At 63.6% G+C, this 26509-nt stretch carries 27 protein-coding genes; 15 read left to right on the forward strand and 12 right to left on the reverse strand.

Features of this window, described 5'->3' with window-relative positions:
* Positions 1-90, forward strand: a 90-nt coding sequence (locus CAF92_RS25025; protein WP_143516224.1) for a DUF2790 domain-containing protein, incomplete at its 5' end; no start/stop codon positions are given.
* 153 nt (positions 91-243) lie between these two features.
* On the opposite strand, the gene CAF92_RS25030 is transcribed toward CAF92_RS25025, so the two are convergent.
* The gene (locus tag CAF92_RS25030) at positions 244-1803 is read right to left on the reverse strand and encodes a sigma-54-dependent phenylalanine hydroxylase transcriptional regulator PhhR (RefSeq protein ID WP_025340129.1); all 1560 of its coding nucleotides are present in this window, start codon (positions 1801-1803) and stop codon (positions 244-246) included.
* A gap of 256 nt (positions 1804-2059) precedes the next feature.
* Here CAF92_RS25030 and phhA point away from each other — a divergent pair, with 256 nt between their 5' ends.
* From phhA to CAF92_RS25050, 4 genes are all read left to right on the forward strand, one after another.
* Positions 2060-2848 carry a phenylalanine 4-monooxygenase gene (phhA, locus tag CAF92_RS25040; RefSeq protein ID WP_003260109.1) on the forward strand — a complete coding sequence of 263 codons (789 nt, stop codon included), beginning with the start codon at positions 2060-2062 and terminating at the stop codon, positions 2846-2848.
* A gap of 39 nt (positions 2849-2887) precedes the next feature.
* The gene (locus tag CAF92_RS25045) at positions 2888-3244 is read left to right on the forward strand and encodes a 4a-hydroxytetrahydrobiopterin dehydratase (RefSeq protein WP_008096719.1); all 357 of its coding nucleotides are present in this window, start codon (positions 2888-2890) and stop codon (positions 3242-3244) included.
* Positions 3245-3434: 190 nt separating this feature from the next.
* Positions 3435-3563, forward strand: a complete 129-nt coding sequence (locus CAF92_RS27710) for a hypothetical protein (protein ID WP_015271274.1) — start codon at positions 3435-3437, stop codon at positions 3561-3563.
* A 91-nt stretch (positions 3564-3654) separates the two neighbouring features.
* Positions 3655-4851: an MFS transporter gene (locus CAF92_RS25050; RefSeq protein WP_046614635.1), complete on the forward strand. Its 1197-nt coding sequence runs from the start codon at positions 3655-3657 to the stop codon at positions 4849-4851.
* A gap of 138 nt (positions 4852-4989) precedes the next feature.
* Here the strand turns inward: CAF92_RS25050 and CAF92_RS25055 are convergent, their stop codons facing one another.
* Entirely contained in the window at positions 4990-8010 is a 3021-nt protein-coding gene (locus CAF92_RS25055) for an FAD-binding and (Fe-S)-binding domain-containing protein (protein ID WP_085602235.1), read from the reverse strand.
* Between the two features lie 152 nt (positions 8011-8162).
* Between CAF92_RS25055 and CAF92_RS25060 the strand changes: the two genes are divergently transcribed.
* Positions 8163-9047 (forward strand): LysR substrate-binding domain-containing protein, encoded by an 885-nt coding sequence (locus CAF92_RS25060; protein ID WP_046614637.1) that lies wholly within the window; start codon positions 8163-8165, stop codon positions 9045-9047.
* A 176-nt stretch (positions 9048-9223) separates the two neighbouring features.
* Here CAF92_RS25060 and CAF92_RS25065 read toward each other — a convergent pair whose 3' ends face one another.
* From CAF92_RS25065 to CAF92_RS25090, 6 genes are all read right to left on the reverse strand, one after another.
* Entirely contained in the window at positions 9224-10642 is a 1419-nt protein-coding gene (locus tag CAF92_RS25065) for an amino acid permease (RefSeq protein ID WP_178081825.1), read from the reverse strand.
* Between the two features lie 643 nt (positions 10643-11285).
* The gene (gene rluB / locus CAF92_RS25070) at positions 11286-12353 is read right to left on the reverse strand and encodes a 23S rRNA pseudouridine(2605) synthase RluB (protein ID WP_085602237.1); all 1068 of its coding nucleotides are present in this window, start codon (positions 12351-12353) and stop codon (positions 11286-11288) included.
* A gap of 273 nt (positions 12354-12626) precedes the next feature.
* A complete protein-coding gene (gene scpB / locus CAF92_RS25075; protein ID WP_085602238.1) occupies positions 12627-13397 on the reverse strand; it encodes an SMC-Scp complex subunit ScpB in 771 nt (256 codons plus the stop codon).
* Positions 13384-14109 carry a ScpA family protein gene (locus CAF92_RS25080; RefSeq protein WP_178081826.1) on the reverse strand — a complete coding sequence of 242 codons (726 nt, stop codon included), beginning with the start codon at positions 14107-14109 and terminating at the stop codon, positions 13384-13386. Before CAF92_RS25080 ends, scpB begins: the two co-directional genes overlap by 14 nt.
* A 125-nt stretch (positions 14110-14234) precedes the next feature.
* On the reverse strand, positions 14235-14864 hold the full coding sequence (locus CAF92_RS25085; RefSeq protein ID WP_046614702.1) for an L-threonylcarbamoyladenylate synthase: 630 nt from the start codon (positions 14862-14864) through the stop codon (positions 14235-14237).
* A gap of 13 nt (positions 14865-14877) precedes the next feature.
* Complete coding sequence (locus CAF92_RS25090) at positions 14878-15738, reverse strand: PHP domain-containing protein (protein ID WP_046614642.1); 861 nt, start codon at positions 15736-15738, stop codon at positions 14878-14880.
* Between the two features lie 67 nt (positions 15739-15805).
* Between CAF92_RS25090 and CAF92_RS25095 the strand changes: the two genes are divergently transcribed.
* The 5 genes from CAF92_RS25095 to CAF92_RS25115 all read left to right on the forward strand — a co-directional run bounded on the left by CAF92_RS25095 (position 15806) and on the right by CAF92_RS25115 (position 19440).
* Positions 15806-16399, forward strand: coding sequence for a septation protein A (locus tag CAF92_RS25095; RefSeq protein WP_003259096.1), 594 nt, complete (start codon positions 15806-15808; stop codon positions 16397-16399).
* 1 nt (position 16400) lies between these two features.
* Positions 16401-16700, forward strand: a complete 300-nt coding sequence (locus CAF92_RS25100; protein WP_085602240.1) for a YciI family protein — start codon at positions 16401-16403, stop codon at positions 16698-16700.
* 143 nt (positions 16701-16843) lie between these two features.
* Complete coding sequence (locus CAF92_RS25105) at positions 16844-17521, forward strand: response regulator transcription factor (protein WP_046614644.1); 678 nt, start codon at positions 16844-16846, stop codon at positions 17519-17521.
* Positions 17522-17622: 101 nt separating this feature from the next.
* Positions 17623-18039, forward strand: a complete 417-nt coding sequence (locus CAF92_RS25110) for a Spy/CpxP family protein refolding chaperone (protein ID WP_025340137.1) — start codon at positions 17623-17625, stop codon at positions 18037-18039.
* Positions 18040-18099: 60 nt separating this feature from the next.
* Positions 18100-19440 carry a HAMP domain-containing sensor histidine kinase gene (locus CAF92_RS25115; RefSeq protein ID WP_085602241.1) on the forward strand — a complete coding sequence of 447 codons (1341 nt, stop codon included), beginning with the start codon at positions 18100-18102 and terminating at the stop codon, positions 19438-19440.
* 234 nt (positions 19441-19674) lie between these two features.
* On the opposite strand, the gene CAF92_RS25120 is transcribed toward CAF92_RS25115, so the two are convergent.
* Complete coding sequence (locus CAF92_RS25120; protein ID WP_085602242.1) at positions 19675-20232, reverse strand: nitroreductase family protein; 558 nt, start codon at positions 20230-20232, stop codon at positions 19675-19677.
* 102 nt (positions 20233-20334) lie between these two features.
* On the opposite strand from CAF92_RS25120, the gene CAF92_RS25125 reads away from it, so the two are divergent.
* Positions 20335-21789 carry a TrkH family potassium uptake protein gene (locus CAF92_RS25125; RefSeq protein ID WP_046614647.1) on the forward strand — a complete coding sequence of 485 codons (1455 nt, stop codon included), beginning with the start codon at positions 20335-20337 and terminating at the stop codon, positions 21787-21789.
* Here the strand turns inward: CAF92_RS25125 and CAF92_RS25130 are convergent.
* On the reverse strand, positions 21746-22807 hold the full coding sequence (locus tag CAF92_RS25130) for an AraC family transcriptional regulator (RefSeq protein WP_046614648.1): 1062 nt from the start codon (positions 22805-22807) through the stop codon (positions 21746-21748). The genes CAF92_RS25125 and CAF92_RS25130 overlap by 44 nt on opposite strands.
* Positions 22808-22960: 153 nt before the next feature.
* On the opposite strand from CAF92_RS25130, the gene CAF92_RS25135 reads away from it, so the two are divergent.
* Positions 22961-23272 carry a DUF962 domain-containing protein gene (locus CAF92_RS25135; RefSeq protein ID WP_046614649.1) on the forward strand — a complete coding sequence of 104 codons (312 nt, stop codon included), beginning with the start codon at positions 22961-22963 and terminating at the stop codon, positions 23270-23272.
* A gap of 142 nt (positions 23273-23414) precedes the next feature.
* On the opposite strand, the gene CAF92_RS25140 is transcribed toward CAF92_RS25135, so the two are convergent.
* Positions 23415-24227, reverse strand: a complete 813-nt coding sequence (locus CAF92_RS25140; protein WP_085602243.1) for a UDP-2,3-diacylglucosamine diphosphatase — start codon at positions 24225-24227, stop codon at positions 23415-23417.
* Positions 24228-24358: 131 nt separating this feature from the next.
* Here CAF92_RS25140 and CAF92_RS25145 point away from each other — a divergent pair, with 131 nt between their 5' ends.
* Both CAF92_RS25145 and CAF92_RS25150 read left to right on the forward strand, forming a co-directional pair.
* A complete protein-coding gene (locus CAF92_RS25145; protein WP_046614651.1) occupies positions 24359-25126 on the forward strand; it encodes an AraC family transcriptional regulator in 768 nt (255 codons plus the stop codon).
* Between the two features lie 184 nt (positions 25127-25310).
* Positions 25311-26201 carry a DMT family transporter gene (locus tag CAF92_RS25150; protein WP_085602244.1) on the forward strand — a complete coding sequence of 297 codons (891 nt, stop codon included), beginning with the start codon at positions 25311-25313 and terminating at the stop codon, positions 26199-26201.
* A gap of 1 nt (position 26202) precedes the next feature.
* Here the strand turns inward: CAF92_RS25150 and CAF92_RS25155 are convergent, their stop codons facing one another.
* Positions 26203-26484: a SelT/SelW/SelH family protein gene (locus CAF92_RS25155; RefSeq protein ID WP_003259082.1), complete on the reverse strand. Its 282-nt coding sequence runs from the start codon at positions 26482-26484 to the stop codon at positions 26203-26205.
* Positions 26485-26509 lie beyond the last annotated feature (25 nt).

Below are 26509 nucleotides of genomic sequence, written 5' to 3' on the forward strand. Positions count from 1 at the left end.
GTGCCAGCCCGCATGACCTACGAGGACTCCAAGGGCCAGAAGCACATTCTCGAATATCGCGTGATGGGGAACGGCTGCTCGAACGGCTGACACCTTGTGAATTGGGGGCCCTGCGGGCCCCTTTCGCGACACAAGGCCGCTCCTACAGGTACTGCGCAGGCTTCAAACATTGCGCAGTACCTGTAGGAGCGGCCTTGTGTCGCGAAAGGACTGCGCAGCAGTCCCGCCTTTTATAAAGGCGGATTAATCTGCAGACTTGCCAAGTGAATAATCCCTCAACTTGTTGGCAATAGTCGTATGCGAAACACCCAGTCTTTTACCTAAAGCCCGACTACTGGGGAATTCCCCCATCAAACTTTCCAGCACCGCTTTTTCAAAGCGTCCGACAATCTGCGAAAGATCCCCGTCCAGCGAAAACTCACCCAGCGGTTGGCGCACACCGTAATCCGGCAAACGTATATGTTCACTTTTGACCACGCCGCCTTCGCATAACGATACCGCCTGGAACAACACGTTTTCCAACTGCCTTACATTACCCGGCCAATGATACTGCCCGAGTTTGTCCATTGCCGCCGGCGCCAGGCGCGGCATGGCGCAGCCGATCTGTCGGCTGGCCTGGTCAAGAAAGTGCTGCACCAGCCCTTCCAGGCCATCCATGCATTCGCGCAATGGCGGAATGTGCAGTGACAACACATTGAGCCGGTGATACAGGTCCTGGCGAAACTCGCCACGGGCACACAATTCGGACAAATCCACCTGGGTCGCGCAGATCACCCGCACATCCAGGTACACCTCTTCATCGCTGCCGACACGACGGAAGCAGCCATCCTGCAGAAAACGCAGCAGCTTCACCTGCAGACGCGGGCTCATCTCCCCTACCCCGTCAAGGAACAGCGTGCCGCCGGCGGTCAGCTCCAGCAGCCCCAGCTTGCCCTCGGCCCGCGCCCCTTCGAATGCCCCGGGGCCGTAACCGAACAGCTCAGTCTCGGCCATCGATTCGGGCAACCCGGCGCAGTTGAGCGCCATCAGCGGCGACTGGCCGCGCGGGCTGGCCAAATGGCAGGCACGCGCCAGCAACTCCTTGCCGGTGCCGGTCTCGCCCTCGATCAGCAATGGCGCATCCAGCGGCGCCATGCGCCGCGCCTCGCGTACCACCGCAGCCATCACCCGCGAGCTCTGGAAGATACTGTCGAAACCGCGCAGTTCCTGCTTGCGCACGTTATAGATGCGCTCACCGATACGGTCGGCGCGGTGCAGGGTCAACACCGCGCCAGCCAGCGCCTCGCTGTCGTCGTGCTCGGACTGCAGCGGCGCGATATCGGCCAGGAACACATCGCCCTTGACCTTGATACGCAAGCCATTGATGCGCGACTTGTTGGCGCGCACCAGCTCTGGCAGGTCGAAGTCCTCCACATAGCGCGCCAGCGGCATGCCCGGCACTTCGTCCACACGCACCCCCAGCAGCTGCGCAGCAGCACGGTTGGCGGCAACGATGCTGCCGCCCATGTCGATCGACAGCACCGGGAAGTCCAGCGCCCCCAGCAGCGCATTCAGCTCCATGTGCCGGCGCTCGCTGGGCATCAGCCCCACGCGCTTGACACCGAATACCCCGGCAATCGCCTCGAACTTCGGCCGCAGCGCCTGGAACTGCAAATTGATCAGGTTCGGACAATGCAGGTAGATGGCGTTGCCATGGTCTCCACCCACCTCGCCGCGCAGCACGTTGATGCCGTACTCCACCAGCAGGTTGAGGATGTCGCGCAGGATGCCAATACGGTTCTGGCAATGCACTTTGATACGCATGAGGGCTCTCGAAGCGCCAATGTTTTTCAACACCGCGCGGAAAAGTCGTAAAGATAAGCTGACAAAACCAGCCGAAGCTTCGGCCAGATGCCTCGGATTTTCCGACACTTGCGCCTTTTTGTAAAATTATCGTTACGAAAACATCGCCCAAAGCCAGCCCAACCCACTGGTCCACCTCGTGCAAAGCGGCCGGTGAAGGGATATTTCTAAGGCATGTCCTGCACATAACAAGAAAAGCCCTCACCAGGAGAGCCACATGAAACAGACGCAATACGTGGCACGCGAGCCCGATGCGCATGGTTTTATCGATTACCCGCAGCAAGAGCATGCGGTATGGAACACCCTGATCACCCGTCAGCTGAAAGTGATCGAAGGCCGCGCGTGCCAGGAATACCTGGACGGCATCGACCAGCTCAAGCTGCCTCATGACCGTATTCCGCAACTGGGCGAGATCAACAAGGTGCTGGGCGCCACCACCGGTTGGCAGGTTGCCCGAGTCCCGGCGCTGATCCCCTTCCAGACCTTCTTCGAACTGCTGGCGAGCAAGCGCTTCCCGGTGGCCACCTTCATCCGTACCCCGGAAGAGCTCGACTACCTGCAAGAGCCCGATATCTTCCACGAGATCTTCGGCCACTGCCCGCTGCTGACCAACCCCTGGTTCGCCGAATTCACCCATACCTACGGCAAGCTCGGCCTGGCCGCGACCAAGGAACAACGCGTGTACCTGGCGCGCCTGTACTGGATGACCATCGAGTTCGGCCTGATGGAAACCGCGCAGGGCCGCAAGATCTATGGCGGCGGCATCCTCTCGTCACCAAAGGAGACCGTCTACAGTCTGTCTGGCGAACCCGAGCACCAGGCCTTCGACCCGATCGAAGCCATGCGCACACCGTACCGTATCGACATACTGCAGCCGTTGTATTTCGTACTGCCGAACATGAAGCGCCTGTTCGACCTGGCCCACGAAGACATCATGGGCATGGTTCACAAAGCCATGCAGCTGGGCCTGCACGCACCGAAGTTTCCACCCAAGGTCGCTGCCTGAGCGACCTTGCCGATAACAACTCGAACCGGAAAACACCACATGAATGCCTTGAACCAAGCCCATTGCGAAGCCTGCCGCGCCGACGCACCGAAGGTCACCGACGACGAGCTGGCAGAGCTGATTCGCGAAATCCCGGACTGGAACATCGAAGTACGTGACGGCCACATGGAGCTGGAGCGCGTGTTCCTGTTCAAGAACTTCAAGCACGCCCTGGCGTTCACCAATGCCGTGGGCGAGATCGCCGAAGCCGAAGGCCACCATCCGGGCCTGCTGACCGAGTGGGGCAAGGTCACCGTGACCTGGTGGAGCCACTCGATCAAAGGCCTGCACCGCAATGACTTCATCATGTGCGCACGCACCGACAAGGTGGCGGAGACGGCTGAAGGCCGCAAGTAAGCACTGAAAGAATGGGGCCCGATGGCCCCATTCTTCATGGAAAACATGTCCGCTGTTCGCCCGCAAAACCGACAAGCGACCGCTAAAAAATCCAAACTGTCATCCAGACTTGTGTATCCTGCCCCAGCTTTGCAAAGCTTCAAACGCGCCTGGCGCAGACTTTTCACTCACACTTGCGAGGAACGACGAGATGCATGAAATCCCGAATCTTCCCTTCCCAAGCCTGAACCCAGAAGAGCCAACCGTGACCGTTCACGCCGAACCGGCAGCTGCCGTCGAGCAGGATGGTGACGATCAATCCAGCGCTGACCAGGAATAACCGCGCATCCCCCGACTGTGTGAAAACGGCTGACCTGCGGGCTACCCCCGTCATCACGTTTTCACACCGTCCAGAACCCACGTAGGCCCTCATGCCCCACTCACCGCACCCCCTTGCGGTCACCCTGCAAGTCGTCTCCATCGTCCTCTTCACCTTCATCGGCTACCTGAACATCGGCATCCCGCTGGCCGTATTGCCCGGCCATGTGCACAACGATCTGGGCTTCAGTGCCGTGGTAGCGGGGCTGGTGATCAGCGTGCAGTACCTGGCCACCCTGCTCAGCCGCCCCACCGCCAGCCGCATCATCGACAATCACGGTAGCAAGAAGGCGGTCATGTATGGCCTGGCCGGCTGCGGGCTCAGCGGGGTGTTCATGCTGGCCTGCGCCTTCCTCACCCACCTGCCCTGGCTGAGCCTGGCCTGCCTGCTGGTCGGCCGCCTGGTGCTCGGCAGCGCCGAAAGCCTGGTGGGCTCTGGCGCCATTGGCTGGGGCATTGGCCGTGTAGGTGCCGAAAACACGGCCAAGGTCATTTCCTGGAACGGCATCGCCAGCTATGGCGCGCTGGCCATCGGCGCTCCGCTGGGTGTGCTGATGGTCAGGAACCTGGGGCTGTGGAGCATGGGCGCGAGCATCATCCTGCTATGTGCGCTCGGGTTGCTGCTGGCCTGGCCCAAACAGGCCGCGCCGATCGTCAGTGGCGTGCGCCTGCCGTTCCTGCGGGTGCTGGGCAAGGTGTTCCCGCACGGCTCGGGGCTTGCCCTGGGCTCGATCGGCTTTGGCACCATCGCCACCTTCATCACCTTGTATTACGCCAGCCGCGGCTGGGCCAATGCGGCACTGACCCTGAGCCTGTTCGGCGCCAGCTTCATCAGCGCTCGGCTGCTGTTCGGCAACCTGATCAACCGGCTTGGCGGGTTCCGGGTGGCGATTGCCTGCCTGTCGGTGGAAACGCTTGGGCTGCTGATGCTGTGGCTGGCGCCCAGCGCCGAACTGGCGTTGGCAGGGGCCGCGCTGAGCGGGTTCGGCTTCTCGCTGGTGTTCCCGGCACTGGGGGTGGAGGCGGTGAACCAAGTGTCGGCGGCCAACCGCGGGGCGGCGGTGGGGGCTTATTCGCTATTCATCGATTTGTCGTTGGGGGTGACCGGGCCGCTGGTTGGCGCGGTGGCGGCGGGGTTCGGGTTTGCTTCGATGTTTCTGTTTGCGGCAGCGGCGGCGGCTTGCGGGCTGGTGTTGAGCCTGTATCTGTATCGGCAGGCATCATCTTCAAGGCATGCACGGGACTTGTAGGAGCAGCCTTGTGCTGCGAAGAGGCCATTACCGCCGAAGAAAACCTATTGGCTCTACCGGCCTCTTCGCAGCGCAAGGCTGCTCCTACAGGGACGGCGTAAACCAGGGGGCTGCAAGGCAGCCCCGAGACCCTGATAGTCAGCGCTTGGCGTACTGCAGCACCACTTCCAGCGGGTGACGCATCTGCCTCTTGGTCATGCGCTTGACCTGGCTGCGGCACGAGTAACCTGTCGCCAACGGCTCGCCTTCCTTGTCCAGCTTGGTCGCCCACGACTGCTCGAAGATGGTCCGCGAGGTGTTCTGGTTGCGCGCCTCGTGCCCGTAGGTACCGGACATGCCGCAGCAGCCAGTCGCCTCGGTCACCAGCTTCAGGCCAAGGCGGGCGAACACCTGCTCCCACTGCCTGGTGCTGGCCGGCACGTTGGTCTTTTCGGTGCAGTGCGCCATCAGGCGGAAATTGCCCGGTGCGGTCGGTGCCTGCTCCGGCAGCACATCCATCAACCACTCCTGCGGCAACAGCACCTGCGGGCAGCCATCCAGGCCCGGCACTTTCTGGTACTCCTGGCGATACACCAGGGTCATCGCCGGGTCCAGGCCCACCAGCGGCACGCCGCACTCGGCCAGGGCCTTGAGCTGGGTGGCATTGCGGATCGCCGCCTTGGCGAACGCACCGAGGAAGCCCTGAACGTGCAGTGGCTTGCCGTTGGCACTGTACGGTGCCAGGAACACCCGGTGGCCCAGGCGGTGCGCCAGGTCGATGAAGGCCGACAGCAGCGGCGTCTCGAAGTAACGGGTAAAGGCATCTTGCACCAGCACGATGCTGCGTTCGCGCTGGGCCGGGGTCAGTTCACGCAGGGCCGGCACGCTGGCCACGCCGACGCGGCAGCGAGTCAGGGTGGCCTGGAAGTTGAAGCGGCTGATCAGTGGGCTGTCGACCATGCCAACCTTGTCGGCCAGCAGCTTGCTCACCCACTTCGAGCCCATCACCGCGTTGTACAGCCTGGGCGCGTGAGCCAGATACGGGATGGTGAACTCCAGCGAACCGATCAGGTAGTCACGCAACGGGCGCTGGTAACGGCCGTGGTACAGCTCGAGGAAGCGCGAGCGGAAGTCCGGCACGTTGACCTTGATCGGGCACTGCCCGGCGCACGACTTGCACGCCAGGCAGCCGGCCATGGCGTCGTACACCTCATGAGAGAAGTCTTCCTGGCCCTGGCTGCGCGCACGGTTGTTGCGCAGACGTGCCGGCAGGCCCTTGAGCCACGACACCTTGTTGCGCGCCGCCGCCAGCACGTCGATGTTGGCCTCGCCCTGCAGGCGCAGCCATTCGCGCATCAGCGAGGCACGGCCCTTGGGCGAATGCTGGCGTTCACGGGTGGCCTTCCACGACGGGCACATGGCGTCGTTGGGGTCGTAGTTGTAGCAGGCGCCGTTGCCGTTGCAGTGCACGGCGCTAGGGAAGTCCTGCCACACGCGTTCGTCGATAGTACGGTCGAGGTCACCGCGCAGCGTCACACCATCGACCTTGGTCAGGCCCTCGGCGCTGCCTGGCGGGGTGCAGATCTTGCCCGGGTTGAGCTGGTTGTGCGGATCAAAAGCACCCTTCAGGCGCTGCAGCGCCGGGTACAGCTCGCCGAAGTACTCCGGCACATATTCCGAACGCAGGCCCTTGCCGTGCTCGCCCCACAGCAAGCCACCATAGCTTTTGGTCAGCGCCGCCACTGCGTCGGAAATCGGCTTGACCAGTGCGGCCTGGGCCGGGTCCTTCATGTCCAGTGCCGGGCGCACGTGCAGCACACCGGCATCGACGTGGCCGAACATGCCGTAGGCCAGGCCGTAGCCATCGAGCAGTGCACGGAAGTCGGCGATGTAGTCGGCCAGTTGCTCCGGCGGCACCGCGGTGTCTTCCACGAACGGTTGCGGGCGCACTTCGCCCTCGACGTTGCCCAGCAGGCCCACCGAACGTTTACGCATGGTGTAGACGCGGGTCACCGCCTCGGCGCCCTCGGCCAGGGTGTGGCCCAGGCGCTCGACGCTGGTGTCGTTCTGCAGGTGCTGGATGAACGCTTGCACCTTGGCATTGACCTCGGCCGGCTCGTCACCACAGAACTCCACCAGGTTGATGCCCAGGGTCGGGCGCTCGGGGTCGGCCGGGAAGTATTCAGCGACGCTGTGCCAGACGATGTCCTTCATCGCCAGCATCAGCACCTTGGAGTCGACGGTCTCGATCGACAGCGGCTTGTGCGCCATCAGCGCGTTGGCATCACGCAGGGCATCCATGAAGCTGGTGTAACGCACGTTGACCAGCACGGCGTACTTGGGAATCGGCAGCACATTGAGCTTGGCTTCGACCACATAACCCAGCGAGCCCTCGGCACCGCACAGCACGCTGTTGAGGTTGAAGCGGCCCTGCTCGTCGCGCAGGTGCGCCAGGTCGTAGCCGGTCAGGCAACGGTTGAGCTTGGGGAAGGTGGTTTCGATGAGGTCGGCCTGGGTTTCCTGAATCTCCCGGGCCATGCGGTACACCTCGCCGACCCGGCCGGGCGCGGCACAGGCCTGTTCCAGCGCGGCATCGTCGATCGGCAGGCTGTGCAGGCGCTCGCCACCGAGCAGCACACTGTGCAGCTCCAGTACGTGATCGCGGGTCTTGCCATAGGTACAGCTCCCCTGGCCACTGGCATCGGTGTTGATCATGCCGCCGACAGTGGCACGGTTGGAGGTGGACAGCTCGGGGGCGAAGAACAGCCCGTGCGGCTTGAGCGCGGCGTTGAGCTGGTCCTTGACGGTACCGGCCTGCACCCGCACCCAGCGCTCCTCGACGTTGATTTCGAGAATCTTGTTCATGTGCCGCGACAGGTCGACGACGATGCCGTCGGTCAGCGACTGCCCGTTGGTGCCGGTACCACCGCCGCGCGGGGTCAGCTTGACCTGCTGGAAGCGCTCCTCGGCCATCAGCGTGGCGACCCGCGCCACATCGTCGGCGTCCAGCGGGAACACCGCCGCCTGTGGCAAGCGCTGGTAGATCGAGTTGTCGGTGGCCAGCACCGTGCGGGTACCGTAGTCGGCACTGATCTGGCCACGGAAGCCGCTGTTGCGCAGGGCTTCGAGGAATTCGGGGTAGTTGGCGCTCGGGGCAACGGTCGGCAGCTGGGCGATCATCGAAGGATGGCCTCTTGATATTGGCTAATTCACGGGATTCCTGTCGTTCCGGCATGAGTGTTGGCATGCGGAGGTGACGTGCAGGCCAATGTTCCTGTAGTTTTGCTTCAGGGGCAAACGGATAATCCTGCCGCTATCAATGACTTTCATGAATGAATTACCGCCATCTGACCCCATCCATGTCGCTGCTACTGGCTTTCGAGGCTGCCGCCCGGCATGAAAGCTACACCCGCGCCGCCGCCGAGCTGTCGCTGACCCAGAGCGCGGTCAGCCGCCAGGTGCAGGCGCTGGAGCAGCAACTGGGTCTGACCCTGTTCCGCCGCGAGGGGCGCCAGGTGCAGCTGACCGATGTCGGCCGCCTGTACCAGCGCGAGCTCAGCGAGGCACTGGGGCGCATCCGCAGTGCCACCTTGCAGGCATTGGCCTACCAGTCGGGGGTGGGCACCCTGCGCCTGGCCACACTACCCACCTTCGGCTCGAAATGGCTGCTGCCACGGCTGCACGCCTTCTACAGCGCTCACCCGGGCATGCTGGTGCACATACATTCACGCATCGAAGCCATCAACTTCGACACCAGCGAGATCGATGCCGCCATCGGCGTGGCCAGCCACGACCTGCCGGGGTTGATCTGCCATCGCCTGCATGCCGAGGAACTGGTGGTGATATTGCCGCCGGAGGCTGGCGCGGACAGCCAGGGCTGGAGCCCTGCACGCATCAGTGAAGAGGTGCTGCTGAATGTGGCCAACAATCCGCATGCCTGGGGCGAGTGGTTCTCGCACCATGGCCTGGCGCACCGGGCGATGCGCCTGGGGCCGAGCTTCGAGTTGACCTCGCACCTGATCCAGGCGGTACGGGCCGGGATCGGCATCGGCCTGGTGCCGCGCATACTGGTGGAGGAAGAACTGGCCAAGGGTGAGCTGCACAGCCCCGGGGTGGCATTTGCCAGCCAGCGCAGTTATTACCTGATCTACCCACCGCGCAACGAGGCGTTGCCGTCGCTGCGGGCGTTTCGCAGTTGGTTGCTGGAGCAGATCTGATTTTTGCCTGTGCCGGCCTCTTCGCGGGTAAACTCGCTCCCACAGGTATAGCGCTGCTTTCAGATCAGGTGATGTCCCTGTGGGAGCGGGTTTACCCGCGAAGGGGCCGGTACAGGCAATAAAAAACCCGAAGCCAGTTCCTGACTTCGGGTTATTTGTACGCTACCTGCAGCGCCTTACTTGGCCACGCTACCAGCAGCCCCAAGGGCCTGCGCCCTGCGACGCGGCTTGACCATGTAGACCACGAACATGGCGAACAGCCACACCGGTATCGCATACACGGAAACCTGGATACCCGGGATCATCAGCATGATGCCCAGGATAAGCACCACGAACGCCAGGCAGATGTAGTTGCCGTAGGGGTACCACAGCGCCTTGAACAGCGGCTTCTGGCCAGTGCGGTCCAGGTGCTGGCGGAACTTCAGGTGCGAGTAGCTGATCATCGCCCAGTTGATCACCAGGGTGGCCACCACCAGCGACATCAGCAGCTCCAGCGCGTTTTGCGGCATCAGGTAGTTGAGCAGCACCGCGATCAGCGTCACGCCTGCCGACACCAGGATCGAGCGCACCGGCACACCACGGCTGTCGACCTTGGCCAGCGACGCCGGGGCATCGCCCTGCTCGGCCATGCCCAGCAGCATGCGGGCGTTGCAGTAGGTGCCGCTGTTGTACACCGAAAGCGCTGCAGTCAGGACCACGAAGTTCAGCAGGTGCGCAGCCACGTCACTGCCCAGCAGCGAGAACACCTGCACGAACGGGCTGCTGCCATAGCTGCCGCCAGACGCATCGATGCTGGCGACCAGGTTGTCCCATGGGGTCAGCGACAGCAGCACCACCAGGGCACCGACATAGAAGATCAGGATACGGTAGATGACCTGGTTGATCGCCTTGGGGATCACGGTCTTCGGCTTGTCGGCCTCGGCGGCGGTGAAACCGAGCATTTCCAGGCCACCGAAGGAGAACATGATGAAGGCCAGGGCCATTACCAGCCCGCTGACACCGTTCGGGAAGAAGCCGCCGTGAGACCACAGGTTGGCCACGGTGGCTTCAGGGCCGCCGCTGCCGCTGGTCAGCAGGTAGGCACCCAGGCCGATCATGCTGACGATGGCCACCACCTTGATGATGGCAAACCAGAATTCGGCCTCACCGAAGAACTTCACGTTCATCAGGTTGATGGCGTTGATCAGCACGAAGAACGCTGCCGCCGTGACCCAGGTGGGGATCTCCGGCCACCAGTAGTGGACATACTTGCCGACCGCCGAAAGCTCCGACATGCCCACCAGGATGTACAGCACCCAGCAGTTCCAGCCCGACAGGAAGCCGGCGAAACCACCCCAGTAGGTGTGGGCGAAATGGCTGAACGAGCCGGCCACTGGCTCTTCGACGATCATTTCGCCGAGTTGGCGCATGATCATGAAGGCGATGAAGCCGCAGATGGCGTAACCAAGGATCATCGACGGGCCAGCGGATTTCATCACGCCTGCCGAGCCGAGGAACAGGCCGGTACCAATCGCACCGCCGAGGGCGATCAACTGGATATGGCGGTTCTTCAGGCCCCGCTTGAGCTCGCCTGAATGCATGTTTTGTCCACTCATGAACGAAGTCACCTGCATTGTTTTTATCTGTGACGGAATCGGACCCACCGCGCTCGTGGCGCAGCGGAATGGGCAAGGTGGTTACCTTGGGTTTCCTGATCTCAGGTGCCGCCGGGGCGGGTCAACCAGGCGTGATCAAGAGTGCGCGGTACGCAAAGGAGTCACAGGTAAAACGCGGCGCACTGTATACCCCCGCAAACGCGCAGGCGTCAACGCGTTGCATCGTTTCCTCGGGAAAAAACGCAGCGATCCTGTGGTGTGGGCCTTGAAAGGCGGAGTGATCGGCGTACATGGCGCCTCCATTTGTTGTTTTATCAGCCTGGCTCTGTGGACCGGCTTTTGCACACGGCAATGGCGGCTATAACACCGTGGGGCGGGGCTTTGGGCAAGGGTGGGTGGGGCGTGGCTGGCTGTTTTGACGAAGTGTCGGCGGCAAGGTTTGTTTACAAGATTCGACCTAATCTGAAATCCGGGCTGAAACCGCCCACATTCGTACAGTTTTCTTTACGGAGTGGTTCGGGAACTTGCCAGTCGTCCGAAAATTCTTTTTGTTCAATATCTTGGGGCTGCTGCGCAGCCCCAAACTCTCACAGGCATAAAAAAACCAGCCCGAAGGCTGGTTCTGTTTCAACGCAAAGGCCAATCAGCCACGCGGTTTGCCGCGGCCACGCCCTGCCGGCTTGTCACCGTCAGGCTTGGCCGGACGCTTGCGCATCTCGCTCGGGCGCTCGGCCACGGTGCTGCCACGGCCGGTCTTGCGCGGGGCCTCTTCACGCGGCTGGCGCGCCGGGCGTTCGCCAGCAACAGCACCTTCGTGAGCCGGGCGCAGGTTGCGCACGCGCTCGCCACGGCCCAGCGGGCGGGTCGACTTGCGCTGCAGGCGCTCCATCTTGTCCTTGGCCTTGAGCTTCATGGCTGGCAGAGCCACCGGCTGCAGGCCCACTTCAGCAGCAAGGATGTCGATTTCGCCCTGGGTCATTTCACGCCAGCGGCCCATCGGCAGGTCGGAGTTGAGGAACACCGGGCCGAAACGCACGCGCTTCAGGCGGCTGACCACCATGCCCTGGGACTCCCACAGGCGACGCACTTCACGGTTGCGGCCTTCCATCACCACGCAGTGGTACCAGTGGTTGAAGCCTTCGCCACCGGGTGCCTTCTGGATGTCGGTGAACTTGGCCGGGCCGTCTTCCAGCATAACGCCGGCCTTCAGGCGCTCGATCATCTCGTCATCGACCTCACCACGCACACGTACCGCGTACTCACGGTCCATCTCGTAGGACGGGTGCATCAGGCGGTTGGCCAGTTCACCGTCGGTGGTGAACAGCAGCAGGCCGGTGGTGTTGATGTCAAGGCGGCCGATGTTGATCCAGCGGCCTTCTTTCGGCCGTGGCAGGCGGTCGAACACGGTCGGGCGACCTTCCGGGTCGTCACGGGTGCAGATTTCGCCATCGGGCTTGTTGTACATGATCACCCGGCGGGTGGCCTCGGCGGCCTCTTCGCGCTTGATCAGCTTGCCATCCACGGCAATGGCGTCGTGCAGGTCGACGCGCTGGCCGAGGGTGGCCTCGACGCCGTTGACCTTGATGCGGCCCTGGCTGATCCAGGCCTCGACGTCACGGCGCGAGCCAACGCCAATGCGCGCCAGCACTTTCTGCAGCTTTTCGCCGGATGGAGGGGTGATTTCGGTATCTTGCAGGTCTTGCTCACTCATCTGGGCACCTCCCGGTGTAGGAATGAAATATGGGTTCTGGCGACGAACGCGCCAAAAGGCCGCGCATCATACGCGGTTCGGCGGGGGAACGCACTGGAGGGTAGAGGGTTTTGTTGGCTTTGCGAGGGGTTTCTGCCTAATGGTGGTGTATTGGCAATGCCGGCCCTTTCGCGGGTAAACCCGCTCCCACAGGTACAGCACCACATTCAGAAGCTGTGGTATCCCTGTGGGAGCGGGTTCACCCGCGAAGAGGCCGGTACAGGCAACTGCAGATCAGGGCTGCAACTTGCCCTCCTCCTCCACCGAGGCCTCAGTCTCTTCCTCGCGCAAATCATCGAAATCGGTCTTCAGCCCTTCTTCCATCGCATCGAGCTCCACCAGCAGGCTTCGGAAGCTGGTCTCCTCCTTCGGCTCGGCAACCTCCTCCTCTTCCGCAAGGCTGGCATCAGCCAAAGCCTGCAGGTGCGCTGGCACAGGCGCATCGTCCGGGTCGAGCAGCGGCTCGGGCTCCATCTCCCGCAGCTCGGCCAAGGCTGGCAGCTCGTCCAGGCTCTTGAGGTTGAAATGGTCGAGAAACGCCTTGGTAGTAGCGAACATCGCCGGCCGCCCGGGCACTTCGCGGTAGCCGACCACGCGGATCCACTCGCGCTCCATCAAGGTCTTGATGATATTGCTGTTCACCGCCACGCCACGCACATCCTCGATTTCGCCACGGGTAATGGGCTGGCGGTAGGCGATCAAGGCCAAGGTTTCCAGCAGCGCGCGCGAGTAGCGCTGCGGGCGTTCTTCCCACAGGCGCCCGACCCACGGCGCAAAGTCTTCGCGAATCTGCAGGCGGTAACCGCTGGCCACCTCCTTGAGTTCGAAGGCGCGGCCATTGCACGACTCGCCCAGCAGCTCCAGAGCGTGCCTGAAGGCCTTGGGTTCCGGTCGTTCGGCTTCCTCGAACAGCTCGTACAGGCGCTCCAGGGATTGTGGCTTGCCCGAGGCCAGCAGGAAGGCTTCGATCAGCGACGCCAGGTCGCGGGGTTCATTCAGGTTCATCAGGTTCTTCAACAAGCGCCGGGCGTAGCCGCACGTGGATGGCGGCGAAGGGTTCATTCTGCACCAGTTCGATCAGCGATTCCTTCACCAACTCCAGAATCGCCATGAAGGTCACCACCACGCCCAGCTTGCCCTCCTCGGCAGCAAAGAGGTCGACGAACGGCACGAAACCGCCGCCCTTCAGGCGCTCCAGCACCTGGCTCATGCGCTCGCGGGTGGACAACGTCTCGCGGGTGATCTGATGGCTTTCGAACAGGTCGTTGCGGCGCATCACTTCGGCCATCGACACCAGCAGCTCTTCCAGGCTGACCTGGGGCAACAGCTTGCGCACCTTGGCCTGCGGTGCCTCCAGGCGCGGCACCACTACCTCGCGGCCAACCCGTGGCAATTCATCAATACCTTCGGCGGCGGCCTTGAAGCGCTCGTACTCCTGCAGCCGACGGATCAGTTCGGCGCGCGGGTCACCCTCCTCCTCTTCGACGTCGGCCGAGCGCGGCAGCAACATGCGCGACTTGATCTCGGCGAGCATGGCAGCCATCACCAGGTATTCAGCGGCCAGTTCCAGGCGCACGCTCTTCATCAGTTCCACGTAGCCCATGTACTGGCGAGTGATTTCCGCCACCGGGATGTCGAGGATGTCGATGTTCTGCTTGCGGATCAGGTACAGCAACAGGTCCAGCGGGCCTTCAAAGGCTTCGAGGATGACTTCCAGGGCGTCCGGCGGGATGTACAGGTCCAGGGGCAGCTCGGTCAGGGCCTCGCCATAGACCAGGGCCAACTGCAGCTGTCGAGGTACCTCGGCCTGCTCGGCCGGCGCCTCAGGTGCTTCCGTCTGACTCACGCGTTGACCAGGAACGGCGTGGGGTCGCCGCAGCCTTCACGGACCAGCTCCGGCTCATCGCCGGACAGGTCGATGATGGTCGATGCCTTGAGGTCACCGAAACCGCCGTCGATTACCAGGTCCACATGATGCTCCAGGCGCTCGCGGATCTCGTAAGGGTCGGTCATCGGCTCGTCGTCACCCGGCAGGATCAGGCTCACGCTCATCAGCGGCTCGCCCAGTTCGGCCAGCAGGGCCAGGGTGATGGCATGGTCCGGCACGCGCAAGCCGATGGTGCGGCGCTTTTCGTGCAGCAGCAGGCGCGGCACCTCGCGGGTGCCATTGAGGATGAAGGTGTAAGGCCCGGGCACATGGGCCTTGAGCAGGCGGAAGGTGCCGGTGTCGACCTTGGCGTACAACCCCAGCTGCGACATGTCGCAGCACATAAGGGTGAAGTTGTGGGTCTTGTCCAGGCCGCGCAGGCGCCGCACCCGCTCGATCGCTGCCTTGTTGCCGATCTGGCACCCCAGGGCATAGGCCGAGTCGGTCGGATACACCACCACGCCGCCCTTGCGGATGATCTCGACGGCCTGTTTGATCAGGCGCGCCTGCGGATTCTCCGCATGAATCTGGAAAAATTGGCTCACGTAGTCATCCTGTTCATACCGCCAAAGGCTGTTCATGACTGAATCGGCGCCACAGAGGTGGCAGGTCCTCGGGCAAAGGCCGGTAGGCACCGATCTCGCCCCAGGTGCCGGGGCCGTGGAAGTCACTGCCGGCGCTTGCCAGCAGGCCGAACTCACGGGTGAGGATGGACATGGTGCCCACCTGCTCGGCAGGCATCATCCCGTTGACCACTTCAAGCGCCTGCCCGCCTGCCTGAATATAGTCGGCAATCAGCCTTCTGCGCTTGCTGCGGGTCAGATCGTAGTGCATGGGATGCGCCAGGCTCACCCAAGCGTTGGACTGCCGCAGGGTGGCAACGGTTTCGTCAAGGGTCGGCCAGTGCTGTTTGACGTCCCCCAGCTTGCCGGCCCCCAGCCATTTGCGAAACGCCTCGCCGCGGTCCTTGACGTGCCCGGCACGCACCAGGTACTCCGCAAAATGCGGCCGCGCCGGGGCGTTGCCGCTATCGCCCAGTTCGTGCTGCACGGCGCGGGCGCCGTCGAGGGTACCAGGCATGCCCTTGGCCGCCAGCCGTTTGTCGATTTCTTCGGCGCGCAGCCAGCGGCCATGGTGCAGCGCTTCGATCGCCGCCAGCAGGGGTGGCGCGTCGAGCGGGAAGTCATAGCCCAGCACATGGATGGTCGCGCCACCCCAGGTGCACGACAGCTCAACCCCGCTGACCCAGTGCATGCCCCTGTCGCGGCACGCCTGGCGCGCCTCGGGCAGGCCTTCGATGGTGTCATGGTCGGTCAGTGCCAGCGTTTGCACCCCGTGCTCATGGGCCCGGGCGACCAGTGTCGAGGGCGACAGGGCGCCGTCGGAGGCCGTGCTGTGACAGTGCAGATCAACATTCATGGAGGAGCGCTTTCGCTGGAATCGATGTTTGTTATTATGCCGTCACATCCCGATTCTGGCTGCCATTGTGAAACAATTCATCGATTTCATCCCGCTGCTGCTGTTCTTCATCGTCTACAAGCTCGACCCGCGTCCCATGGAAGTCGCCGGCCACAGCTTCGAATTCGGCGGCATCTACAGTGCAACGGCCATGCTGATCATCAGCTCGCTGGTAGTCTACGGCGCGCTGTTCCTGCGCCAGCGCAAGCTGGAAAAGGGCCAGTGGCTGACTCTGGTGGCCTGCCTGGTGTTCGGCGGCCTGACCCTGACCTTCCACAGCGAAACCTTCCTGAAATGGAAGGCGCCGGTGGTGAACTGGCTGTTCGCACTGGGCTTCGCAGGCAGCCACTTCATCGGCGACCGGGTGCTGATCAAGCGCATCATGGGCCACGCCCTGAGCCTGCCCGATGCCATCTGGACCCGCCTGAACCTGGCCTGGATCGGCTTCTTCCTGTTCTGCGGCGCGGCCAACCTGTTCGTTGCCTTCACCTTCCAGGACTTCTGGGTCGACTTCAAGGTATTCGGCAGCCTGGGCATGACCGTGATGTTCCTCGTGGCGCAGGGCGTGTACCTGTCGCGCCACCTGCACGACGACCCTTCTACCTCCAAACCCAAGGATTGACATGCTCTACGCCATCATCGCCAGCGACGTCGCAAACTCCCTGGAAAAACGCCTGGCCGCCCGCCCGGCGCACATCGAACGCCTGCAGCAGCTGGAGGCGGAGGGCCGCGTGGTACTGGCCGGCCCGCACCCGGCCATCGACAGCAACGACCCGGGCGAAGCGGGTTTCAGCGGTAGCCTGATCGTTGCCGAGTTCGACTCCCTGGCCGCGGCGCAGGCCTGGGCCGATGCCGACCCTTACATTGCCGCGGGCGTGTACGACAAGGTAGTGGTCAAGCCGTTCAAGCAAGTGCTGCCTTGACCTGAGACCGCGCGGCCTTCTTCGCGGCTAAACCCGCGAAGAAGGCCGCGCGGTACCGGCAGTTATACTGTTGCCATCAGTCTGCGGTATCTTTGCCACTGGCGGGCCGAATAGCCGCCGTCAATGGTTGAATTGAGTGAGTCATGAGCGAGCTGTTACTGATAGATGATGACCAGGAGCTGTGCGAGCTGCTCGGCAGCTGGCTGACCCAGGAAGGGTTTACCGTGCGCGCCTGCCACGATGGCCAGAGCGCACGCCATGCCTTGGCCACGCATGCCCCGGCGGCCGTGGTGCTGGACGTGATGCTGCCCGACGGCAGTGGCCTGGAACTGCTCAAGCAGTTGCGCAGCGAGCATGCCGAACTGCCGGTGCTGATGCTCTCGGCCCGCGGCGAGCCGCTGGACCGCATCCTCGGCCTGGAACTAGGCGCTGACGACTACCTGGCCAAACCCTGCGACCCGCGTGAACTCACCGCTCGCCTGCGTGCCGTGCTGCGCCGCAGCCACCCCACCGCCACCACCAGCCAGGTGGAACTGGGCGACCTGGTCTACAGCCCTGCCCGTGGCGTGGCCAGTATCGATGGCCGCGAAATGACCCTGACCCTGTCCGAAAGCCGCATTCTCGAAGCGCTGCTGCGCCAACCCGGCGAGCCGCTGGACAAGCAGGAACTGGCGCAGATCGGCCTGGGCCGCAAGCTGACCCTGTACGACCGCAGCCTGGACATGCACGTCAGCAACCTGCGCAAGAAGATCGGCCCCCACGCCGATGGCCGGCCGCGCATCGTCGCCCTGCGCAGCCGTGGCTATTACTACTGCCTCTGAACATCTTTACCGAGCCTTTACCATCCACTGACCGCGCTTGACGGTGATCTCCCTAGACTGTGCTCATCCGGTAACCACCGGCCCATGAAAGGAGAGACACCATGCGCAAGACCCTTATCGCCCTGATGTTCGCCGCCGCCCTGCCGACCGTGGCCATGGCCATGCCTGAAGGCGGCCCGCGCCACGACGGCCCACATCATCGCGGTGATGCGCCTTTCCACCAGCTGGACCTGAGCCGTGACCAGCGCCAGCAGATCGGCAAGCTGATGGGCGAACAGATGAAACAGCGCCGCGACATTACCGAGCGCTACCTGTCCAAACTGCCGGCCGCTGACCAGAAGGCGATGAAGGACGAACTGCAGGCCAACCGCGACAAGACTGACAGCGCGGTCCGTGCCCTGCTCAAGCCTGAGCAGCAGAAGAAGTTCGACGAACTGCAGAAGGAACGCGCCGCACAGAAAGCCGAGTGGCAGGAGTTCCAGGCCTGGAAAGCTGAAAAAGGCAACAAGGCCCAGTAAGCTGTCCGCCCGATGCCCGGCCCGCCTCAGAGCGAGCCGGGCTTTTCTTGTTTGCAGGAGGTGCACTTGCGTTCACTGTTCTGGCGCATCCTGGCCAGTTTCTGGCTGGCCATCACCCTGGTTGCGGGCCTGTCGATCCTGCTCGGCCATATGCTCAACCAGGACGCCTGGATCCTCAGCCGCCACCCGGGCCTGAATACCCTGGCCAGCAAGTGGGCCAAGCACTACGAGCAGGAAGGCTTGGCTTCGGCACAGCACTTCCTGGAACGGCGCAAGGACCGCTACAAGATTGACGTGCAGGTGCTCGACGACAGTGGCGAAGCCGTGGTGCCCGGCACCTTCCCGCGCCGTGCGGCGGCCTTCGAGGCACGCCAGCACAATGACCAGCGGCGCCTGCCGTGGCGCCGGTTGACCGAGGAATACACCAGCCCCGACACCGGCGAAACGTACCTGCTGATCTACCGCATCCCTCACCCGGCGCTGGATGCCTGGCACCGCGAAAGCCTGTTGTGGCCGCTCAGTGCGCTGGGCATTGCCCTGGTGGTGCTGACACTGTTCAGCCTGCTGGTCACCCTGTCCATCACCCGCCCGCTCAGTCGCCTGCGCAGCGCCGTGCATGACCTGGGCCAGACCACTTACCAGCAGAACAGCCTGGCGCAGCTGGCGGCGCGGCGTGACGAGTTCGGCGTGTTGGCCAAGGACTTCAACAAGATGGGCGCGCGCCTGCAAAGCACCATCGGCAGCCAGCGCCAGTTGCTGCGCGATGTGTCCCATGAACTGCGCTCACCGCTGGCCAGGCTGCGTATCGCCCTGGCCCTGGCCGAGCGCGCCGAGCCCGAGCAGCGTGAGGCGTTGTGGCCACGCCTGACCCGCGAATGCGACCGCCTGGAAGACCTGATCAGCGAAATTCTCGCCCTGGCGCGGGTCGATGCCGAACAGGCCCATGCCGAGCCGGTCGACCTCAACGCCCTGCTCGGCAGCGTGCGCAAGGACGCCCAGCTCAGCGCACCAGAGCAGGACGTGCGCCTGGAGGCTCAGCCGGGGTTGACCTTGCAAGGTTGGCCAACCCTGATCGAGCGTGCCGTCGACAACCTGCTGCGTAACGCCCTGCGCTTCAACCCGCAGGGGCAGCCGATTGAAATCAGCGCCGTGCGCGAACAGGACCGTATCGTGATCAGCGTGCGTGACCATGGGCCGGGGGCGGCGGCGGAACACTTGGCGCAGCTGGGGGAACCGTTCTTCCGTGCGCCAGGGCAGGAAGCGCCGGGGCATGGGCTGGGGCTGGCGATTGCACGCAAGGCGGCGGAGCGCCATGGTGGCAGCCTGGTGCTGGAGAACCATCCGCAGGGGGGCTTTGTGGCTCGACTGGAGTTGCCTGTGACTGAAGCGACAGGCAGTTGATGTGATGTAAATGCCCCCGGCCTCTTCGCGGGTAAACCCGCTCCCACAGGTACTTGCGCAAGGCCTGAAATTTGCGCCACACCTGTGGAAGCAGCGGGCGGCTGAAGCGCTGTAAAGGCACCCGCCCTTTCCACAAGTACTGTACAAGGCCTGAAATTTGCGCCACACCTGTGGGAGCGGGTTTACCCGCGAAAGGGCCGGATGCTTTGATACTGCAAGCAGCCCAAGGCTGCGTTACTCGCCCCAGGCACTGACAAAACCAGCGGTTTCCAGAATAGGCGCCGTACGCGGCTCGGTCAGCGGCGTACCCACATACAGATACCCGATCAGCTCCTCGTTCGCGGCCAGCCCCAGGCCCTTGTGCACATGGGCATCGAAAGCCATGTCCCCGGTGCGCCACACTGCACCGATACCTTGGGCATGCGCCGCGATCAGGATGCCGTGTGCCGCGCAGCCCGCCGCCAGCCGCTGCTCGGACTTGGGCACTTTGAAGTGGTCCTGCAACTTGGCAATCACCACGATCAGCAACGGCGCCCGCAGGGGCATGGCGCGGGCCTTGTCCAGGGCAGCCTGGCTGGCGTCCCCCTTGTGCTGCAGCGCTTCGGCGAACAATTCACCCAGCTTCTCGCGGCCCTGGCCTTCGATGGTGAGGAAGCGCCAAGGCCGCAGCTGGCCGTGGTCCGGGGCGCGCAGAGCGGCCTGGAACAGCGCCTCGCGCTGGGCGGCATTGGGCGCCGGGTCGGTCAGGCGTGGCACGGAAACACGGTTGAGCAATGCGTCGAGAGCCTCCATCGGCTACCCTCCTGGCAGGTAAATGTGCCGCCATTCTAGCGTTTACATCACCAGACCCATAGGTAGAATGGCGCCCTTCCGTTTCGAGTCAGAGCAGATCACATGGCGTTGCCGACCTTAAGGATCATTGGTTTCATCATCGGCATCTTCCTGATTACCCTCGCCGTCAGCATGGCCGTCCCCATGGTGACCCTGGTGATCTTCGAACGCACCCGTGACATGCCTTCGTTCCTCTGGTCGAGCCTGATCACCTTCATAGCCGGCCTGGCCCTGGTGCTCCAGGGCCGCCCCGAGCATGTGCACCTGCGCCCGCGCGACATGTACCTGCTGACCGTCAGCAGCTGGCTGGTGGTATGCGTGTTTGCCGCCCTGCCGTTCCTGCTGACCCAGCACATCAGCTACACCGATGCCTTCTTCGAAAGCATGTCGGGCATCACCGCCACCGGCGCCACCGTGCTCAGCGGGCTGGATAACATGTCACCGGGCATCCTGATGTGGCGTTCGATGCTGCACTGGCTCGGCGGCATCGGCTTCATCGGCATGGCGGTCGCGATCCTGCCGCTGCTGCGCATCGGTGGCATGCGCCTGTTCCAGACCGAGTCCTCCGACCGCTCGGAAAAGGTCATGCCGCGCTCGCACATGGTCGCCAAGTCGATCGTTGGGGTGTACGTCGGTTTCTCGATCCTCGGCGCGCTGGGCTTCTGGTGGGCAGGCATGAGCCCGTTCGATGCGATCAACCACGCCATGTCGGCGATTTCCACCGGCGGGTTTTCCACCTCCGACCAGTCGTTGGCCAAGTGGGATATTCCAGCCGTGCACTGGGTCGCGGTGGTGGTGATGATCCTCGGCAGCCTGCCCTTCACCCTTTACGTGGCGACCCTGCGCGGCAACCGCAAGGCACTGATCCGCGACCAGCAGGTGCAGGGTTTGCTGGGCATGCTGGTGGTCACCTGGCTGGTGCTAGGCACCTGGTACTGGGCCACCACCAACCTGCACTGGCTCGACGCCCTGCGCCACGTGGCGCTGAACGTGACTTCGGTGGTCACCACCACCGGCTTCGCCCTGGGTGACTACAGCCTGTGGGGCAACTTCTCGCTCATGCTGTTCTTCTACCTGGGTTTCGTCGGCGGCTGCTCCGGCTCGACGGCAGGTGGCATCAAGATCTTCCGCTTCCAGGTCGCCTACATCCTGCTGAAGGCCAGCCTCAACCAGCTGATCCACCCGCGCGCGGTGATCAAGCAGAAGTACAACGGTCACCGCCTCGACGAAGAAATCGTGCGCTCGATCCTGACCTTCTCGTTCTTCTTCGCCATCACCATCTGCGTCATGGCGCTGCTGCTGTCGTTGCTTGGCGTGGACTGGATGACCGCCCTGACCGGCGCTGCCGGCACGGTCTCGGGCGTGGGCCCGGGCCTGGGTGAAGTGATCGGCCCGTCGGGCAACTACGCCACACTGCCGGACGCTGCGAAGTGGATTCTCGCCAGCGGCATGCTGCTCGGCCGATTGGAAATCATCACCGTGCTAGTGTTGTGCATGCCGGCGTTCTGGCGTCACTGACCACCTCGGGCTCCGCACACAGGCGGGCGCGGTATTCACCAGGCGTGACATGGAACCAGCGGCGGAACGCCCGATAGAAATTGCTGGGGTCGGCAAAACCCAGCAGGTAGGCGGTTTCCAGCAGGGTCATGCCTGGCTGCGCCAGGTACTGTTCGGCCAGTTCACGGCGGGTATCGTCGAGCAGGGTCTGGAAGCTGGTGCCCTCTTCCTGCAACCGCCTCTGCAAGGTGCGCTGTGACAGATGCAGGGCCTGGGCCAGGGTTTCGCGCTTGGGTTCGCCCTGCGGCAGGATGCGGCACAGTACCTGGCGCACGCGGTGGGTGACCCGGCTTTCCGAGAAGCGCGCCAGGTATTCGCCGGCAAAGCGGTCATGCAGGATGGCCATGGCTTCGTTGGCGGTAGGCAGTGGCGCCTCCATGTCGGCGCGCTCGAACACCAGCGCATCGTGCGGTGCACCGAACACCAGCGGTGCATGGAACGCCACCTTGTACGGTTCGATGTCCTTTGGCTGCGGCCCCTGCACCAGCACCCGGCGCGGTTGCACCGGCCGGCCGCTGAGCCAGCTGCACAGCGCCAGCGCGCAGGCCAGCGATGCCTCGGCACTGTGCCGGGTCGGTGGCAGATGGTCGCCGTGTACGGTCAGGATCAGCGAATAGCCCTCGGGGCCCAGGACGAAGCTGAGGTCGGAGCTCTCGGCGATGATGCGCTGGTAACGCACCAGGCGCTCGAAGCCTTCGGCCAGGGTGCGGCTGGACATCAACGCATAGCCCACCACATGGAACGACGCCGGGCGCACCACCCGTGCCATGTTCAGGCCTATGGCCTCGTTGCCCGACAGTTCCACCGCCAGTTGCCACAGCCGGGTCATGGAGTCCTGGGGGAAGCGCGCATCGGGGTCGTCGAGAGCAGCGAAATCCAGCCCAAGCTGCTTGAACATGGCCCGGCAGTCCAGCCCTTCCAGTTCGAGTGCCTTCACGATCCCTGATGCCCAGCTGGCTGACGTGGTTCTTTCGCTCATGACAGGCATTTTATGCTGACCGCTCCTGCGGTGAACCCCAAGGATATTCAATTGGCGCCTATTGTCACTGATAGGCCTCGCCAGTCACTCTAGACTCGATTCAGGCTCCACGCCGTGCATCTTGTCCAGAAGTATTAATCCCGGAGCACTGCCATGAACCGCACAGCGCATTTTCGCAGTTTTGCCGAGTTCTACCCTTACTACCTTGGCGAGCACAGCAACCCCACCTGCCGCCGCCTGCACTTCGTCGGCACCAGCCTGGTGATTGCCCTGCTGGCCTACACCATCGGCAGTGGCAAATGGTTGCTGCTGCTGGCCTTGCCTGTGTTCGGCTATGGCTTTGCCTGGGTCGGGCATTTCTTTTTCGAAAAGAACCGGCCTGCGACCTTTACCCATCCGCTATATAGCCTGTTCGGGGATTTCGTGATGTTCAGGGATATCCTGTTGGGCAAGATCAGCCTGTAGATTTTTTGGGGCCGCTTTGCGGCCCATCGCGACGCAAGGCCGCTCCTACAAGGTCCGCGTAAATTCCGGGTTCACGCGGTCGTTGTAGGAGCGGCCTTGTGTCGCGAAAGGGCTGCAACGCAGCCCTCAGGGCTCTCAAACCCTACGCCGGTTCGCGCATCGCCGCCGCGGCCTGCGCTTCACGCGCCTGCGCCTCCGCCAGCCGATAAAGCTCGATCGTGCCATCCCAATGCTCGATCAGCGCCGTGCACGACTCCACCCAATCCCCGCAATTGAGGTACTCCACCTCCCCTACCTGGCGAATCTCGGCATGGTGGATATGCCCACACACCACCCCATGAAAACCGCGGCGGGTACACTCGTGGGCAATGGCATCCTCGAAGTCGCTGATGAAGTTCACCGCGCCTTTGACCTTGTGCTTCAGGTACGCCGACAGTGACCAATAGCCGTATCCATAGCGGGCACGCCAGTGGTTGAGCCAGCGGTTGAGCACCAGGGTGAACTCGTAGGCACGGTCACCGAGGAACGCCAGCCAGCGGTGGTAACGGGTAATCACGTCGAACTGGTCGCCATGGATCACCAGCAGGCGGCGGCCATCGGCGGTCAGGTGCTCGGCCTCGTCCACCAGCTGGATGTTGCCGAGGACCAGTTTGGAGTATCGGCGCAGGAATTCGTCATGGTTGCCGGTGACATAGATCACCTCGGTGCCGCGCTTGCTCATGGTCAGCAGGCGGCGGATCACGTTGGTGTGGGCTTGAGGCCAGTAGATTCCGCCGCGCAGCTTCCAGCCATCGATGATATCGCCCACCAGGTAGATGCGGTCGGCCTGGTAGCCTTTCAGGAACCGCGACAGGTGTTCGGCCTGGCAATCGCGGGTGCCCAGATGCACATCGGAAATCCACAGGGTACGCACGCGTTGCTTGCGCGAGGCACGTGACAGTTCGGCATGGGTCATGGGCAGGCTCCGGCGCAGTTTGCTGGAGACTGGCAGCCGCGGATGACAGCGCGGTGGCAAAACCGTTACGAGTGATGGACTGCAGGGAATGAGGCACAATGCGGTTCTGCCCTGCGAGGACGACTCTCCCCATGACCGCCGGCCCGATCCTCTCGCTGCGCCATTACCGCGACAGCCTGATCGCCCATAGCCACGAACACCCGCAACTGGTGTTCGGCCTGCGCGGTCGCCTGGAGTTCGAGGTGCAGGGGCATGGCGCCGGGATCGATCGACAGGGGCTGATCGTGGTACCGGCGGGCGCCCATCACACCTGCGCCAGCGATGGCGGCAGCGATTGCCTGGTGCTGGATGTACCAGGGGACCACTGGTTGCGCGAGCAACTGGGCGAACATGCCGATGCCAGCCGCCGCCTGCTCGACCGCCCCGCCGCACTGGGCCTGGACGAGCGTCAGCAGCAATTGGTGGACTGGCTGGCGACCAGCCCCATGCACGACCCGCTGATTGCCCGGCAAGGGGCAGCGCTGCTGCTGGCCAGCCTCAACCCCACGGTGGCAGCCAGCGTCGCAGCCAGCCAGCGCCTGCCCTATGCCGCCTTCGATGCGCATATCGAGCGGCATGCCGCCTACCCGCTGCAAGTGGCTGACCTGGCGCGCATCGCCGGGTTGTCCAGTGCCCGCCTGCATGCACGCTTTACGGCGGAATGCGGGATGACGCCGATGGACTACATTCGCCAGCGGCGCTTGCTCAAGGCGCGGCGCCTGGTGGTGCAGACCTTGCTGCCGATGGGGGAGATTGCGGCGCAGGTGGGGTACAGCTCGCAGAGTGCGTTTTCGGCGGCGATGTTGCGGGCGTTCGGGTGTACGCCGTTGGCATTGCGGCGAGAGTCTGGCGACAACTGACAGCAGTCTTGCGACAGAATGCGTTCTCCTGAGCCTATACACTGAGCCTGTACCGGCCCTTTCGCGGGCACGCCCGCTCCCACAGGTACCTCACTGCTTTCGAGACTTGTGCAATACCTGTGGGAGCGGGCGTGCCCGCGAAGAGGCCAGTACTGTCAGTAGAGATCTTGAGCAAGGACCACCCATGAACCACCGCACCGCCCTCGGGGCCCTGCACATCGGCGCGCTGTTCTTCGGCCTCACCGGCGTCTTCGGCAAACTGGCTACCAGCGCCAGCCCGGCGATAATCGTCTTCGGCCGCGCCGCCTTTGCCGTGCTCGCCCTGGCCCTGTTCGCCAGCCTGACCGGGCCGGGCTGGCAACGCCTGAACGGCCAGGACGCCCGCCGCCTGCTGCTCGGCGGCGTGCTGCTGGCCGGGCACTGGGTCAGTTTCTTCATCGCGGTAAAGGTCGCCGGCGTGGCCATCGCCACCCTCGGCTTCGCCAGCTTCCCGGCCTTTACCGTGATCCTCGAAGGCCTGCTGTTCCGCGAACGCATCCGCCGCAACGAGGCTTTGCTGGTGTTGCTGGTAAGCATCGGCCTGGTACTGGTCACACCGGCATTCGACCTGGCCAGTGAAGCCACCGGTGGTTTGCTCTGGTCATTGCTGTCGGGGCTGCTGTTCTCCCTGTTGTCACTCACCAACCGCGCCGGTTCCGGCCGCCTGCCCGCGGTGCAGGCGGCGCTCTGGCAGAATCTGGTGGTGGGCTTGTGCCTGCTGCCGTTCGCGGCGCCGGACCTGGCCGGCGTAGCCACCATGGACTGGCTGTGGATCGCCTTGCTCGGCATCTTCTGCACCGGCGTGGCGCACAGCCTGTTCGTCGCCAGCCTGTCGGTGATCAAGGCGCGTACCGCCGCCGTGGTGTTCGGCATGGAACCGGTCTACGGCATAGCCGTGGCCTGGGTGGTGTTCGCCGAAACTCCGACACTGCGCATGCTGCTGGGCGGCGCACTGATCATCTTCGCCATCGTGCTGTCCAGCCGCCTGGCGGCCGAACAACCGCCCAGGCAGCGACCATTGGCCGAGGGCGCCTGATTCAGCGGTCGTTATGGCCCAAGTCACGCTGCGGGTCGATCTGGTCGCGCACCCGCTGCTTCAGCACCTTGGCCTCGGGGAAGCCACCGTCGGCCTTGCGCTCCCAGATCTGCACGCCATTGCAGGTAATGCGGAAGATACCGCCGGTGCCGGGCTCCAGGGCCACTCGGCCAAGGTCGTCGGCAAATGTGCTGAGTAGCTCCTGGGCCAGCCAGGCGGCACGCAGCAGCCATTGGCACTGTGTGCAATACGTGATGACGATTTCCGGTTTGCTGTCGGCCATGGTGACGCATCTCCAGGTGAGGGGC

It is taken from the genome of Pseudomonas sp. B10(2017) (assembly GCF_002113295.1).
Taxonomy (GTDB): Bacteria; Pseudomonadota; Gammaproteobacteria; order Pseudomonadales; family Pseudomonadaceae; genus Aquipseudomonas; species Aquipseudomonas pudica.